The organism is Streptomyces sp. NPDC097640, assembly GCF_040302705.1.
Taxonomy (GTDB): domain Bacteria; phylum Actinomycetota; class Actinomycetes; order Streptomycetales; family Streptomycetaceae; genus Streptomyces.
Genome location: NZ_JBEOSB010000018.1, coordinates 14,752 through 29,277 on the forward strand (window position 1 = coordinate 14,752; position 14,526 = coordinate 29,277).

The 14,526-nt window shown below is 73.3% G+C and carries 9 protein-coding genes; 6 read left to right on the forward strand and 3 right to left on the reverse strand.

What is annotated here, in order from left to right:
• Nucleotides 1-122: 122 nt before the first annotated feature.
• Complete coding sequence (locus ABTY62_RS26890) at nt 123-3,428, reverse strand: GH92 family glycosyl hydrolase (protein WP_352131989.1); 3,306 nt, start codon at nt 3,426-3,428, stop codon at nt 123-125.
• A 279-nt stretch (nt 3,429-3,707) separates the two neighbouring features.
• On the opposite strand from ABTY62_RS26890, the gene ABTY62_RS26895 reads away from it, so the two are divergent.
• From ABTY62_RS26895 to ABTY62_RS26910, 4 genes are all read left to right on the forward strand, one after another.
• The gene (locus ABTY62_RS26895; RefSeq protein WP_352131990.1) at nt 3,708-4,586 is read left to right on the forward strand and encodes a GNAT family N-acetyltransferase; all 879 of its coding nucleotides are present in this window, start codon (nt 3,708-3,710) and stop codon (nt 4,584-4,586) included.
• Between the two features lie 77 nt (nt 4,587-4,663).
• Nucleotides 4,664-5,809 (forward strand): hypothetical protein, encoded by a 1,146-nt coding sequence (locus tag ABTY62_RS26900; RefSeq protein WP_352131991.1) that lies wholly within the window; start codon nt 4,664-4,666, stop codon nt 5,807-5,809.
• Complete coding sequence (locus ABTY62_RS26905; protein WP_352131992.1) at nt 5,806-6,984, forward strand: hypothetical protein; 1,179 nt, start codon at nt 5,806-5,808, stop codon at nt 6,982-6,984. Before ABTY62_RS26900 ends, ABTY62_RS26905 begins: the two co-directional genes overlap by 4 nt.
• Nucleotides 6,985-7,012: 28 nt before the next feature.
• Nucleotides 7,013-7,957, forward strand: a complete 945-nt coding sequence (locus ABTY62_RS26910) for an aminoglycoside phosphotransferase family protein (protein ID WP_502997524.1) — start codon at nt 7,013-7,015, stop codon at nt 7,955-7,957.
• A gap of 186 nt (nt 7,958-8,143) precedes the next feature.
• Here the strand turns inward: ABTY62_RS26910 and acnA are convergent, their stop codons facing one another.
• Both acnA and ABTY62_RS26920 read right to left on the reverse strand, forming a co-directional pair.
• Nucleotides 8,144-10,876 (reverse strand): aconitate hydratase AcnA, encoded by a 2,733-nt coding sequence (gene acnA / locus ABTY62_RS26915; protein ID WP_352131993.1) that lies wholly within the window; start codon nt 10,874-10,876, stop codon nt 8,144-8,146.
• 375 nt (nt 10,877-11,251) lie between these two features.
• Nucleotides 11,252-11,752 carry a hypothetical protein gene (locus ABTY62_RS26920; protein ID WP_352131994.1) on the reverse strand — a complete coding sequence of 167 codons (501 nt, stop codon included), beginning with the start codon at nt 11,750-11,752 and terminating at the stop codon, nt 11,252-11,254.
• Nucleotides 11,753-12,585: 833 nt separating this feature from the next.
• On the opposite strand from ABTY62_RS26920, the gene ABTY62_RS26925 reads away from it, so the two are divergent.
• Entirely contained in the window at nt 12,586-13,482 is an 897-nt protein-coding gene (locus tag ABTY62_RS26925; RefSeq protein WP_352131995.1) for a ribonuclease BN, read from the forward strand.
• A gap of 58 nt (nt 13,483-13,540) precedes the next feature.
• A complete protein-coding gene (locus ABTY62_RS26930; RefSeq protein WP_352131996.1) occupies nt 13,541-14,521 on the forward strand; it encodes a LysR family transcriptional regulator in 981 nt (326 codons plus the stop codon).
• Nucleotides 14,522-14,526: the final 5 nt, after the last annotated feature.

Below are 14,526 nucleotides of genomic sequence, written 5' to 3' on the forward strand. Positions count from 1 at the left end.
GTCGCCGGGGCGCAAGAGGCTTGACGGGACTGGGGAGTTCACCCGGCGGGGCGGCCGGGCGAACTCCCCGTGAGTCTCATACGCCTCGTACGCCTCGTACGTCTCGGCGGGGCGCCCGGCTGTCAGCCGCGGGCGATCGCGAAGACGTGCAGGTCCGCGTTGTCCGGCAGGGTGACGCTCTTGATCGTCTTGCCGTCCGGCGCCCGGAACGCCTTGGTCGCGAAGATGTAGGCGTCCACGACGTCCTTGTCCCCGCCGCTGATGTTGCGGTACGGGGTCCTGGCCACGGTCACATTGCCGTACTGGACGGTCCCTCCGCCGCCGCCCACCGTCCAGTCGGTGAAGGCCAGCTCGGCGCTGTCCGCACTGCCGTCGGTGTAGGTGACCTTGGCGGTGGTCCGCTGGTTGCCGTTGACCGCGCTGCCGACGAACGACAGGGCGGTGGAGGCCGGCAGGTCGATGGTCTGGCCGTCGGCCGAGGCGTTGTCGGGGCGGCCGGCGGGCGAGTCGGGCCAGGTGAACTCCAGGCCCTGGACGGTGCCCCGGGCGCCCGGCGCGAGACCGGCCTCGGCCAGGGCCTGGCGCGAGTAGCTCCAGCCGCCGCCGTCGTAGTCGCCCTCGTCGTGCTCGCCCGCGTCGTCGGTGGCGCCGACGTTGTTGTACGCGGCGAGCAGGCCGCCGGGCCCGGCGACGGTCACCGTGACCGGCTGGACGACCTCCGTGCCGCCGCCGGTCACCGTCACCTTCGCGTCGTAGAAGCCCTCGGCCGTGTCCTTCCCCGCGCGCAGCGTGATCTCGGCCGTGCCGTCGGGCCCCACCGCCCCGGAGGCGGGCGAGGCGGTGAGCCCGTCCGGGGCCTCAGCGGTGAAGCGCACCTCGGGACGGTCGCCGTCGCGGACCGGGACCGCGGCCACCTTCACCGTCAGGCTCTCGCCGGGCGCGACGGTGCCGGTGGTGGGCCCGACCCCGATCTGGTACGGCTGCTCGCCGTCGCGGAAGGACGGGGGCGCGTCGGCCGCGGCCGAGCCCCAGGAGCGGTTGGGCTCGGTGCCCAGGACGTACTCCAGCGTGCCGCCGCGCCCGACGAACGACTCCGGCAGCCAGGGCCGGCCGCTCGCCCGGCCGTCGACCTTCAGCGACTGGACGTACGGCGCGTCCGGCGCGGCCTGCGGGGCCCGGATGGAGATGTCACGGCCGCCGCGCTCGATCTCCACGCGCGGGAACAGCGGGGAGGCCAGCACCAGTTCGCCGCGGGAGGGGACCTGCGGATACATGCCGAGGGCCGAGAACACGTACCAGGACGACATCTCGCCCAGGTCGTCGTTGCCGGGGATGCCGCCGGGCTCGGTGCTCCACAGCTGCCGCATCGCCGCGCGGACGGTCTCCTGGGTCTTGTACGGCTGACCGGCGTAGGCGTACAGATACGGCACGTTGATCGACGGCTCGTTGTCCAGCTCGGACTTCTCGCCGCCCGCGCCGGTGAGCGCCCAGCTGCCGTCGGCGTTGTGGAAGAAGGAGTCCAGGCGCTTGACCGCGGCGTCCCTGCCGCCCAGGGCGGCGAACAGGCCCGCCGGGTTGTGCTGCACCATCCAGGTGTACTGGGCGCTGGTGCCCTCGACGAAGCCGTTGCCGGTGGCCGGGGTGAAGCCGGTGACCCAGCTGCCGTCCGCCTTGCGGTTGGCGATGTAGCCGCCGGTCTCCGGATCGGCGGCGGCGTTGAAGCTGTTCTGCCACCACTGGGCGCGGCCCGCGAAGGCGCGCGCGGTGTCCCGCTCCCCCGCCGCCTCGGCGAGCTGTGAGATGGCGAAGTCCGCGCCGGACATCTCCAGCGTCTCGGCCGCGCCGCCCCAGGCGTTGGAGACGGACGGCATGTAGTGCAGCTTCAGATACTTGTCGAGGGACGGGCGCTGGCCCACCGACATGATCGGCTTGCCGGCCGGGCTGGTGTCTTTCTCCGTCGGTACGGTCGCGGCCCGGACCAGCGAGTCGAGGGCTCCGTCGAGGTCGAAGCGGGTGCCGCCGAAGGCCCGGATTCCGGCGAGGGCGGCGGCCGACGGGTCGCCGTTCATGACATGGGTGCCGGAGGAGTTGTGGATCCACCGGTCCCATACGCCGCCGTTCTGGCGCGCGAAGTTCAGCAGCGACTGCGCGATGTCGGAGCCCCGGCCGGGGTCGAGGAGGGTGAGCAGCTGGACCTGGGAGCGGTAGACGTCCCAGCCGGAGAAGGTGCCGTACTGGGCCCGGTGGCCCGGGGTCACCGAGTGGACCTCGCCGTCGCTGCCCCGGTAGCGGCCGTCGGTGTCGCTGATGACGTTGGGGTGCAGCAGCGAGTGGTAGAGCGCGGTGTAGAAGGTGGTGCGGTCCGCGTCCGAGCCGCCGCCGACCCTGATGTCGGCCAGCCGGCGGCGCCACGCGTCGTACGCGGCGTCGCTCACCTGCCCGAAGCCGCGCCCCGGCGGGTTCTCGGCGGCCAGGTTGGCCCTGGCGCCCGCCTGGCCGACGTAGCTGATGCCGACCTTGACCCCGACCCGGCGGGTGCCGTCGGGGAAGCGGAGGTAGCCGCCGGAGCCCTTCCCCGCGACGGGGCGGCCGTCGGTGCCGTAGCCGCCCGTGCCGCCCTCGGCGGTCGTGGTGCCGGGGCGCAGCCGGTCGTCCTGCCAGGTGCCGTGGGCGGTGAACGCGGTGTCGAAGGTGGCGGTGAAGTGCAGCGTGTAGTAGCTGCGGCGCCCCTCGGGGTCGAGGTAGCCGCAGAAGTTGCCGCTGGTGACCGAGCCGGAGACGGTGCGGTGCGCCGGGTCGATCGTGAGGTCCGCGTCCGTGCTGCCGACCTCGGACGCGGAGCTGCGGATGAGCAGCGAGGCCGCCTTGCCCTCGGGGTAGGTGAAGCGGGCGGAGCCGGTGCGGGCGGTGGCGGTCAGGTCGGCTCCGGCGCCGGAGGCGAGGGTGACCCCGTACCGGCCGGGCCGCGCGGTCTCGTCCTCGTGCCGGAAGTCGGACGCGTACACCTCGTCCTTGGTGTCCGCGGCGGGGGACGAGGTGACCTCGCCCGGGAAGGGGAAGAACGGGATGTCGCCGGAGCCGCCCGCGCAGCCGGTGCCGGACATATGGGTGAGGCTGAAGCCCCGGATGCGGGTCGCGTCGTACTGGTAGCCGCCGGGGGCCGCGGTGCGGGTGGCGTTGCCGCGGGTGTTCTCGGGGCTCCAGGAGAGCATGCCGAAGGGGACGACGGCTCCGGGGTAGGTGTTGCCGCCGTTGCGGCTGCCGATGAGCGGATCGACGTAAACGGCGGGGTCCTTGACGAGTGCGGCCGTCGTGGTGGTCTTCACGGTGGCCGGCTCGGCCGCCGCGGGGGTGGCGGTCAGCGCGGACGCGAGCAATCCGGCGGTCAGGGCCACGGCCGCCAGGGCGGCCGGGGGTCTTGAGGGCATCGCGGTCCCATCCTTCGCACAGGGCCGCGTTCGCCGGGTCGAGCAAGCCGCAGGGACCGTACCTCACTCGGCGCGGCGGGCGTAAGGGCGCCTCGGGCCGCCCGGCCGCGGCAACGGCCTTCAGCGGACGGGGACTTGACAGCGTGGGCCGGTTGACGGCGTACTGATCTCTACAGCCCTTTTGACAACGTTGTCGCGTTCGCGGGTCGACCAAGCCACGTCCACACGACCGACAACGAGGTTTCGCGCGCCCGCCAAGCGGACCGCCATCATGGGCACATGATTGTCCGCCGGCTACGCGACACCGAGGAGGACGCCGCGGCGGTGCGCACCGTGGCCACCGCCGCCTTCGGCGCCTCCCGCACCCTCCCTGGCGAGACCGACGACGAGTGGCCGCCGCAGCGCGTCGCCTTCGTCCACGGCCGCAACCGGCACCTCGCCCGCACCGACCCGGGCGGCTGCTGGCTCGCCGTGGACGACGCCGGGATGCCGGTCGGCGCCGCGCTGTCCAGCAGACGCGAGGGCACTTGGGGGCTGGCGCTGTTCGCCGTGCTCCCCCGGGCCCAGGGGCGCGGCCTCGGCCGGGAGCTGCTGGCCGCGGCGCTCGCGTACGGGCGGGCGTGTCTGCGCGGGATCATCGTCGGCTCCGAGGACCCGCGGGCGGCCGCCACGTACCGGCAGGCCGGTTTCACCCTGCACCCGGCCATCCGCATGCGCGGAATCGTCAGCAAGGAGCGGCTTCCGGCGCCGGACGGGGGCGTGTTCGAGGGCGGGGCCAGGCAGCGGGACATGATGGACTCCGTGGACCGCCGCACCCGGGGCGGGGCTCACGGGCCCGACCACGAGCTGCTGCTGCGCCAGCGCCGGCTGTTCGTCTCGGACGACCTGGCGGGCAGCGGATACTGCTACGTCGGCGACGACGGCAAGGTCGAGCTGCTGGCCGCGACCTCCCGGCGGCTGGCGACGCGGCTGCTGACCGCCGCGCTGCTCAGCCTGCCGGAGGGCACCGAGGCCCGGGTCCCGAGCCTGACGGCCGAGCAGGAGTGGGCGGTCGACGTGGGGCTGGCGGCGGGGCTCGAGCTGTCCACCCAGGGCTATGTGTGCCTGCGCGGGATGCGGCCGCCGACTCCGTACATCCCGTCCAGCAGCTTTCTCTGACGGAGCGGGCTTCCCGCCCGGCTGTCGGTACCGCCCGATACGATCTACGGCACATACATGCTTACGGGGGAAGCCGCATGGATGAACAGACGACAGGCGACGGTGGCGGTGGCCGTGGCGGACGGCTGCGCAGCGCCCTGACGGCCCGGCGCGGACGCGCGGCACTGGCGGGTGGACTCGCCGCCGCGCTGGTGGCGGGATGGCTGGTCATCAGGGCCGTCGACGACGCGGAGGCGGCGAAGAGACTCTGCTGGGGCGCCTGGTCGCAGCAGGACAAGCCGTCGCTCCTCCTTGAGAGGGACGACCGCGCCTTCCGGGAGACGGCCCCGACGCCCGAACGCCCGCGCGGCTCATGCACGATCACCGCGAGCCGGACGTACGGCACCGACGAGACCATCCACGAGAAGATCTCCGTCAGTTACGGCACCGGCCCGAAAGACGCGGAGAAGCGCCGCGCCTGGCTGGCCGGGCTCTTCGCCGGCGCGAGAGATCAGCTTCCGGCGGGGCTGCCGGGCTTCGTCAGCAAGGGCTCCGCCGCGCTGGTGCTCCCCGAGAAGTGCGATGTCGACGGCCGCCCCTCGGTCGTGACTGTCAGCGGGACGCAGAGCGACAGCGAAGGCGACACCGCCAGTCTGCCGGGCGTCTCCTCCGAGCCGTGGCAGGCGGGGCAGGTGCTCGTCGACGTCGCCAACCGGGGTATGGAGAAGGCCGGTTGCGCGCCGGAGAAGCCGCTGGGTTTCACCGCGCCCATAGTGTCGGTACACGCGCCTGACGGCACCTTCGACACCAGCTTCGCCCCGGGCGCCTGCCGGATCGACGGGCTCGGACCCGCACCCCGCCATGGCGAGGAGGACGAGGACGGCCTGCACTCCACCGTGGGCCCGGTCGGCGACGACCTGCAGACCTGCGTCGTCTACTGGTCCGACAACATGGCCACCCAGTTCAGCATGACCGCCCACCCCCGGCTGCTGAAGCTCTTCGACGGCCTCACGGGCGGCGCCCCGCTCGCCCGGGGCTGGCGCGGCCAGGGCTATACGGACGCGGATGGCGCGCTCGTCCGGACCCGGTGCGCGGGCCGTACGACGGTGATGTTCATGCAGAACACGGCCATCGCCAAGGACACCCCGTTCGCCACCCCGTCCCGAGTCTTCCCCGTCTACGCCGCCGCGGTGGCCAAGCGCCTCGGCTGCGCCGCCGTCACACCACACGGAGAGCCGGCATGAGCAGCCCCGACGAGTGGCAGCGACAGGAGCACATCCGCATCGCCACCGAGGCCGCGCGCAAGGGCCGGTGGGCGCGGCGTGGCCGACGGGCCTGGGGCCTGCTGCGGACCCGGCCCGGTCAGCTGATCGCCGTGGGGGTCGTGGGCGCGCTCATCGGCGGCCTGCTGACCGCCTGGCAGACGGACAGCCTCCCGTGGTCGGACGAGAATGAGACCGTGTGCTGGGGGACACTCCCCAAGAAGGACGCGGAGGCGTTGTTCCGCTCCGAGCTCTCGGTCCGCGCGGAGGAGATCCGCCCGGACTACGGGAACGACAGCTCGCCCGATGCCCAGGGTGCCTGTCGGCTGGTGGCGCTGCGCGACGGCAGCCCTGTCGCGCATATCGACTTCCGGCTCCACCAGCTCGACGGGCGGTACGACCCGCAGACCACGGGTTGGCTGGCGGACTTCCTCTCCCCGCTGGCGGTGCCGTTCGGCAAGGGATTCGTCGGGATGACCTCGGAGAACCGGACCTGGGTCGCGCTCCCCAGCGGTTGCCCCGACGGGAGGCTCTCCGACGGGCCCGCGGTCGTCGACGCGTCCTGGGGCAGGCTGCCGATGAGCTCTCGTGACAAGCCCCGCTGGCGGGATCAGGTGGCGCGGGCGACCGTCCGGCTGGCGAACGGCGCCATGCGCGCCCTGGACTGCGACGGCGCCTTCCCGCTCCCCGGGAAGCTTCCCGCAACCTCGCGCCAGAAAAACACCGAGCCACGACGGCTCTGCGGCGTCGACGGGCTGGCGCTGGCCCCCCTCTCCAAGGACGAGCGCTACCAACTCGAAGGCACGCTGCTCGCGCACAGCCCACGGACGGCCCGCGTCTGCGGCGTCGGTCTCGGTGCCGCCGCGACCCGGGCGCGGCTGCGGCTGGTCACCGTCGAGGACCCGCGGATCGCCCAGGTCCTCGCCGACCTGGGCGCGGCCTTCGGGCGGCGCGAGTTCGACAAGAGAGGCGGCAGTTCCGCCGGCCCGGGCCTGGCTCTGTACCAGACCTCGTGCCAGACCGGTCTGGCCGTCTTCCTCATCCAGGACGAGGGCACCCGCATGGACGACCTTCCGCGCAAGCTCCTCCCCCGCTACGCCGCCGCCGAGGCGGAGCGACTCGGCTGCGGCCGGGTGAAGGTCGAGCTGCCGAGCTGACCGCTGAGCGCCGAGGAGGCCCCCACCCGTGACCGCACCGTCCGCACATCCCCCGATCGAGGTGCCCGAGGCGCTGGCCGCGTCCCAGAGCCGGTACGAGGGGGCCGCCGGGCGCGCCTGGATCGCGGCGCTGCCCGGCCTGGCCGCCGGGTATCTGGACCGGTGGGAGCTGCGCCCCGACGGTCCGCCGATGCACGGCGCGTGCGCCCTCGTGCTGCCGGTGACCGGCGCGGGCGGCGGCGGCCGGGCCGTGCTCAAGCTTCAGCTGCTCACCGAGGAGACCGCGGACGAGCCCGCCGCGCTGCGGGCGTGGGGCGGGCGGGGCGCGGTCCGTCTGCTGCGGGACGAGCCGGCCGGCGGCGCGATGCTGCTGGAGCGGCTGGACCCCGCCCGTTCGCTGTCCGCCGTCCCCGACGACACGGCCGCCGTCGAGGTCCTGGCCGGGCTGCTGGCCCGGCTGGGCGAGGCCCCGGCCCCGCCGGGCCTGCGGCGGCTCGGTGACATCGCCGCGGCGATGCTCGACCGGGTGCCCGGGGCGGTGGCCGCGCTCGGCGCCTGGGAGGACGCCCGCCTGGTCCGTGACTGTGCGGCCGCCGTACGGGAGGTGGCCGGGGAGCCCGGCGACCGGCTGCTGCACTGGGATCTGCACTACGACAACGTCCTGGCGCCGCCCGCTCCCGACGCCGGCGGCCGTGGCCCGTGGCTGGCCATCGACCCCAAGCCGCTGGTGGGCGACCCGGGCTTCGAGCTGTTCCCGGCCCTCCACAACCGCTGGGACGACATCACCGCGACGGGGGACGTACCGCGCGCGGTGCGCCGCCGTTTCGATGTGATGACGGAGGTGCTGGGGCTCGACCGGGAGCGGGCGCGCGCCTGGACGCTCGGGCGGGTGCTCCAGAACGCGCTGTGGGACGTGGCGGGCGGCGCGCGGGCGGTCCACCCGGTGTGGGCGTCGATCGCCCGCGCCCTGTGACTCGCCCGGGTCTGCTCGCCTGGGTCTGGTGGATCTTTCCCCTTACCGGCCCCTTCCCGCAGCATCAAGGTGCGACCCCGCCGGGCGTCGCGTCCCCTGATCCCGGCGGAGAACGGCGGACGGGCCGCGCCCCCCGTGCCGGGGAGTGCGGCCCGTCCGTGAGTCCGTGGGGACTCGTGCCCGGTCTTACTTCCGGATCAGCGAGCGCAGCACGTACTGCATGATGCCGCCGTTGCGGTAGTAGTCCGCCTCACCGGGGGTGTCGATGCGCACGACCGCGTCGAACTCGACGCCGGTGTCGGTGGTGACCTTCACCGTGCTCGGGGTGGTGCCGTCGTTCAGCTCGGTGACGCCCGTGATGGAGAAGGTCTCCTCGCCGGTCAGGCCCAGCGAGAGCGCCGAGGCGCCCTCCGGGAACTGGAGCGGCAGTACGCCCATGCCGATGAGGTTCGAGCGGTGGATGCGCTCGTACGACTCGGCGACGACGGCCTTGACGCCCAGCAGCGCGGTGCCCTTGGCAGCCCAGTCGCGGGAGGAGCCGGAGCCGTACTCCTTGCCGGCCAGGATCACCAGCGGGACGCCCGCGGCCTGGTAGTTCTGCGACGCGTCGTAGATGAAGGAGACCGGGGCTTCCCCGTCACCTTCGGCGGCCCGGGTGAAGTCGCGGGTGTAGCCGCCCTCGGTGCCCGGCGCGACCTGGTTGCGCAGCCGGATGTTGGCGAAGGTGCCGCGGATCATGACCTCGTGGTTGCCTCGGCGCGAGCCGTAGGAGTTGAAGTCGCGGCGCTCGACGCCGTGCTCGGTGAGGTACTTGCCGGCCGGGGTGTCGGCCTTGATGGCGCCGGCCGGGGAGATGTGGTCGGTGGTGACCGAGTCGCCCAGCTTGGCGAGCACCCGGGCGCCGGTGACGTTCTGGACCGGCGACGGGTCCATGGCCATGCCCTCGAAGTACGGGGGCTTGCGGACGTAGGTGGACTCGGGGTCCCAGTCGAAGGTGTTGCCGGTCGGGACGGGCAGCGCCTGCCACTGCGCGTCGCCCGCGAAGACGTCGGCGTAGCTGGTGTTGAACATCTCCTGGCCGATCGCGGAGGCGACGACCTCCTCGACCTCCTTCTCGGAGGGCCAGATGTCGGCCAGGTGGACCGGGTTGCCGCTCTGGTCGGTGCCGAGGGCGTCCTTGGTGATGTCCACCTTCATGGAGCCGGCGATGGCGTACGCGACGACCAGCGGCGGGGACGCCAGATAGTTCATCTTGACGTCCGGGTTGATCCGGCCCTCGAAGTTGCGGTTGCCGGACAGCACGGAGGTGACGGCGAGGTCGGCCTCGTTGACGGCCTTGGAGACCTCCTCCGGCAGCGGGCCGGAGTTGCCGATGCAGGTGGTGCAGCCGTAGCCGACGAGGTTGAAGCCCAGCTTGTCGAGGTACGGGGTGAGGCCCGCGCGGTCGTAGTAGTCCATGACGACCTTGGACCCGGGGGCCAGGGTGGTCTTGACCCACGGCTTGCGGGTCAGGCCCTTCTCGACGGCCTTCTTCGCCACGAGGGCGGCGGCGACCATGACGTACGGGTTGGAGGTGTTGGTGCAGGAGGTGATCGCGGCGACGGTGACGGCGCCGTGGTCGATCTCGTACTGGCTGCCGTCGGGGGCGATGACCGGGGTCGGCTTGGTCGGCACGCCGTTGTGGTCGAGCGCGGGGGCGTCGGAGGCCGGGAAGGACTCCTTGCCCGCCTCCTCGTCCTCGGCCACGTAGTTCCGGATGTCCTGGGCGAACTGCTGCGCGGCCTCGGCCAGCACGATCCGGTCCTGCGGGCGCTTGGGGCCGGCGATCGACGGGACGACCGTCGACAGGTCGAGCTCCAGCTTCTCGGAGAAGTCCGGCTCGGCGGCCGGGTCCAGCCACAGGCCCTGCACCTTGGCGTACGCCTCGACGAGCGCGAGCTGCTGCTCGCTGCGGCCGGTGAGCTTCAGGTAGTTGATGGTCTCGCTGTCGATCGGGAAGATCGCGGCGGTGGAGCCGAACTCCGGCGACATGTTGCCGATGGTGGCGCGGTTCGCGAGCGGGATGGAGGAGACGCCCTCGCCGTAGAACTCGACGAACTTGCCGACCACGCCGTGCTTGCGCAGCATCTCGGTGATCGTGAGCACCAGGTCGGTGGCGGTGGTGCCGGTCGGCAGCGAGCCGGTGAGCTTGAAGCCGACGACGCGCGGGATGAGCATCGAGACCGGCTGGCCCAGCATCGCGGCCTCGGCCTCGATGCCGCCGACGCCCCAGCCCAGCACGCCCAGGCCGTTGACCATGGTGGTGTGCGAGTCGGTGCCGACCAGGGTGTCGGGGTAGGCCTGTCCGCCCCGGACCATGACGGTGCGGGCCAGGTGCTCGATGTTGACCTGGTGGACGATGCCGGTGCCCGGCGGGACGACCTTGAACTCGTCGAACGCCGTCTGGCCCCAGCGCAGGAACTGGTAGCGCTCCTTGTTGCGCCCGTACTCCAGCTCCACGTTCTGGGTGAACGCCTCGGGGGTGCCGAAGCGGTCGGCGATGACCGAGTGGTCGATGACCAGCTCGGCGGGGGCGAGCGGGTTGATGCGGGCGGGGTCGCCGCCCAGCTCCTTGACGGCCTCGCGCATGGTGGCGAGGTCCACGACACACGGCACACCCGTGAAGTCCTGCATGATCACGCGGGCCGGCGTGAACTGGATCTCCTGGCTGGGCTGGGCGCTCGGGTCCCAGTCGCCCAGCGCGCGGATGTGGTCGGCGGTGATGTTCGCGCCGTCCTCGGTGCGGAGCAGGTTCTCCAGCAGCACCTTCAGGCTGTACGGCAGACGGGCGGCCCCCTCCACCTTGTCCAGCTTGAAGATCTCGTACGACTCGTCGCCCACCTGGAGCGTGCTGCGGGCGTCGAAGCTGTTCGCCGACACGACTGTCTCCTTCATGCATGATCTCGCGCGTACTACCGCAATCCTGCCGTCACATGCCCTCGCCCATCAGGTAAGGTCGGGCTTACTTAGGCAAGCCTTACCAGTGCGGCCGCGGTGCGCCTTCTGGCAGATATCTCGATGTCAAGATAACCCTAATACATGGACCGCCGCACGGGGGGCTTGCACCGCCATGCCTCGCGTGGCGATCTTGCGCGCCTCCGCGCACCATGAGGATCATGCGAAGGAGGACCGCATGGACTCCTCTGGCACCCCTTCCTCCGAACCTCCCAGCGAATCCCACGAATCCCACGGATCCGACGGATCCGACGGCGGATCCCCCGCCGAGCCTCCGCTGAGCGCCGCCGAGCGCCAGGATTACGAGCGATTGCGCAGGGCACACGCCGTACGCCACCGCCGACTCCGGTACGCCGGCGCGTCGGTGCTGCTGGTGCTGGCCGTGCTGCTCGCCCCGCTCGCCGTGGTCGCCACCTGGACGCACGAGGAGGTGGCCGACACCGACCGGTACGTCCAGACCGTGGCCCCGCTGGCCTCCGACCCCGCCGTGCAGAACGCGGTGACCGACCGGCTCACCAAGCGCGTGGTCTCCAACGTCGATGTGGCAGGCGTCACCGCCGCGCTCTCCAGGGCCCTGGACCGGGTCGGCGCCCCGCCCCGGGTCGCCGACAGCGCCAAGCTGCTGACCGAGCCGCTGAGGACCGCGCTGACCACGGCCGTGCACGACGTGGTGGCCAAGGTGGTGCGCAGCCGGCAGTTCGCCCAGGTGTGGACCGCCGCCAACCGCCGGGCGCACGCCGCCGTGGTGAAGGTGCTCACCGGCGAGGGCAGCAGCGCCGTCCAGGCCAGGGGGAACACCATCGTCCTGGACCTCGGCACCCTCATCGACAACGTCAAACACCGGCTGGTCGCCGCGGGCTACCAGAAGGCCGCCCACATCCCCACCGTCGAGCGGACGATCCCGCTGCTGAAGACCCAGAAGCTCGACAAGGCGCAGAGCGCCATGCGGCTGCTGGACGTCCTGGGCGTCTGGCTGCCGGTGACGGCGATCGTGCTCGCCGCCCTCGCCGTGTGGACGGCCCCCGCGCACCGGGTGGCGCTGATGAGCGTGGGCGTCGGCGTGGCGGTGATGATGCTGGTGCTGCTCGTCGGCCTGGCCGTCCTGCGCCGCGTCTATCTGGACTCCGTGCCGCCCACCACGCTGCCAGCGGACGCCGCCACCGTCATCTACGACACGTTCGTGCGGTTCCTGCGCGAGAGCACGCGCACCATCCTGGTCGTCGCGGTGATCACCGTGGTGTCGGGCTATCTGTACGGCCCCGGGCGCGGCGCCCGCGCCGTGCGCTCGGGGGCCGCGCGCGCCACCGGCGCCACCGGCCGGGCCCTGGCCCGCCTGGGGCTGCGCACCGGCGGCGCCGGCCGCTGGCTGGAGGCCCACCGGGGCTGGACCACGGGCGTCGTCATCTCCGGCGGCGCGCTCGCCCTCGTCCTGTGGAACCACCCCACCCCGGCGTCGGTGGCGCTCGTCCTGGGCATCGTCGTCCTGGTCCTGGCGCTGCTTGGCGTCCTCGCGGCAGCGGCGGACGGGCGTCGCCGGCACGCGTTATCGGTGGCGCACCCCTTGTCGGTGGCGGTGGCGGCGGTGAGTTCTCGCGGCCGTCCGAGGTGGCAGCCTGGTACGCAGGAGGCAGGCGGTGAGTTCCGGTTCCGGCGGAGACGAACACCGGCCACCCCGGTTCGGCAGAGCGCGGAGTGTCCTGGCCTCGGCGCGCCGCCCGGCACCGGCGGTCGCCCGGCTGATGGAGCGGCTGCTCGCCGTCAACACCCTGGAGGCCGCCACCCGGCTGGCCGCCCAGGCGTTTCTGACGGCCCTGCCGCTGCTGATGGCGGTGGCCGCCTTCGCCCCTGCGGGATGGAAGAGCCTGCTGGCGGACTCCGTGCGCTCGGTCGTCGGTGTGCGCGGCAAGACGCTGGAGGAGCTGCGCCGGACCCTCGCCGCGTCCGGCACGACCAGAAAGCCCTCGGGCGCCGCGGGCCTCGTGGTGGCGCTGATCGCGGCCACCGCCTTCAGCCGGGCCCTCCAGACGGTCTGCGAGCGGTGCTGGAGCCTGCCCAGGGCGCGGATGCGCGTGACGGCGTGGCGCTGGCTGCTGTGGGTGCTGGTCTGGCTGGCGGTGCTGTTCGTCCAGGCGCCGCTGCGCAAGGGCTTCGGCGCCGGGATCGTCTCGGGGCTCGTGCTGTCCCTGCTGTCGTCCGTGCTGCTGTGGTGGTGGACCCAGCACCTGCTGCTGGGCGGCCGGGTCGGGTGGCTGCCGCTGCTGCCCGGCGCGGTGCTCGCGGGCGCCGGCGCCGTCGCGCTGGGCTATGCCTCCCGGCTGGTCATGCCGCGGGCCATGGACCGCAGTCTCGCCGACTTCGGCCCGCTCGGCCCCGTCTTCACCCTGTTGTCCTGGCTCATCGCGGCGTTCCTGGTCGTGGTGGCGGGACTGGTGATCGGCCGGCTGGTGGCCTCCTCCACCTGGTACGCGCGGCTGGTGGGCCGGCCGCCGGACCCCCGGGATTCGAACGCTCGCGCCAAGGACGCTCCCTGAGCGTCAGCCGCCCGGCGACCGGGCCATCGGGTGCCGCGCGAGCCGGAATACTGAAGCGATGGATCCGCACCTGCTCCGCACCTTCGTGTCCGTGGCCCGCCGCGCGTCCTTCTCGGAGGCCGCCCGCGACCTGGGGTTCACTCCGTCGGCCGTGTCGCAGCACATCGCCACGCTCGAAGCCGATCTGCGGACCCCCCTGCTGACCCGGCGTCCGGTGGCGCCGACCGCGGCGGGCGCTCGGCTGCTGGAGCACGCGGGCCCGCTGCTGCGCGGGCTGGACGCGGCCCGTGCGGACGTCGAGCGCCTCGCCGGCGCCACCGCCGCCCGGCTGACGCTCTGCGCGTCGCCCCTGGCCATGACGGCCCGGGTCGCGGCGGCCCTGGCCGAGGCGCGCCGGGCCCACCCGGGCGTGCGGACGGCCGTTCGGGTCCTGGGCCGCGGTGAGATCCCCGCGGCGGTGGCCGCCGGGCAGTTCGACCTCGGGCTGACCGACGGTCTTGCGGCGCCCGGGGATCCGCTGCCGCTGCCCGCCGGCGGCCCGCTGTCCGCCCTGGCCGTCGCCGAGGGCTCGCTCGTCGTGCCGCTGCCCCTCGGCCATCCGCTGACCCGCCGCCTCGGCCTGCGGCTGGCCGACCTCGCCGACGCGCGCTGGCTGGACGCGCCCGAGGCCGCCGTCCCGCTGCGCCGGCTGCGCGCCGCGAGCGGCACCGACGGCTTCCGCGCGGCGCTGCGGTACGAGGGCACCGACGTACGGGCGCTCCTCGCCCTGGCCGCCGCGGGCCACGGCCTGGCCCTGCTGCCGCACTCCGCCGCCGAGGGCGCCCCCGGTCTCATCGCGGTCCCGCTGGTCTCCCCGCGCCTGGTGCACCGCGTGGAGCTGCTCCACGCGGCGGCCCTGCACGACCCGGCGGCGGACTTCGCGGAGCTGGTGACGGGCATCGTGGCGGGGACAGGGACAGGGACGGGGTCGGGGTCGGGGTCGGGGTCGCGGACAGGGACGGGGACGGGGTCGGGGTCGGGCAGTCACCGGTACGAGTGATGGCC

Coding starts and splice junctions, on each gene's coding strand:
- ABTY62_RS26890 (WP_352131989.1), bottom strand. CDS start 3,428: ATGCCCTCAAGACCCCCGGCCGCCCTGGCGGCCGTGGCCCTGACCGCC.
- ABTY62_RS26895 (WP_352131990.1), top strand. CDS start 3,708: ATGATTGTCCGCCGGCTACGCGACACCGAGGAGGACGCCGCGGCGGTG.
- ABTY62_RS26900 (WP_352131991.1), top strand. CDS start 4,664: ATGGATGAACAGACGACAGGCGACGGTGGCGGTGGCCGTGGCGGACGG.
- ABTY62_RS26905 (WP_352131992.1), top strand. CDS start 5,806: ATGAGCAGCCCCGACGAGTGGCAGCGACAGGAGCACATCCGCATCGCC.
- ABTY62_RS26920 (WP_352131994.1), bottom strand. CDS start 11,752: ATGGTGTTCCCCCTGGCCTGGACGGCGCTGCTGCCCTCGCCGGTGAGC.
- ABTY62_RS26930 (WP_352131996.1), top strand. CDS start 13,541: ATGGATCCGCACCTGCTCCGCACCTTCGTGTCCGTGGCCCGCCGCGCG.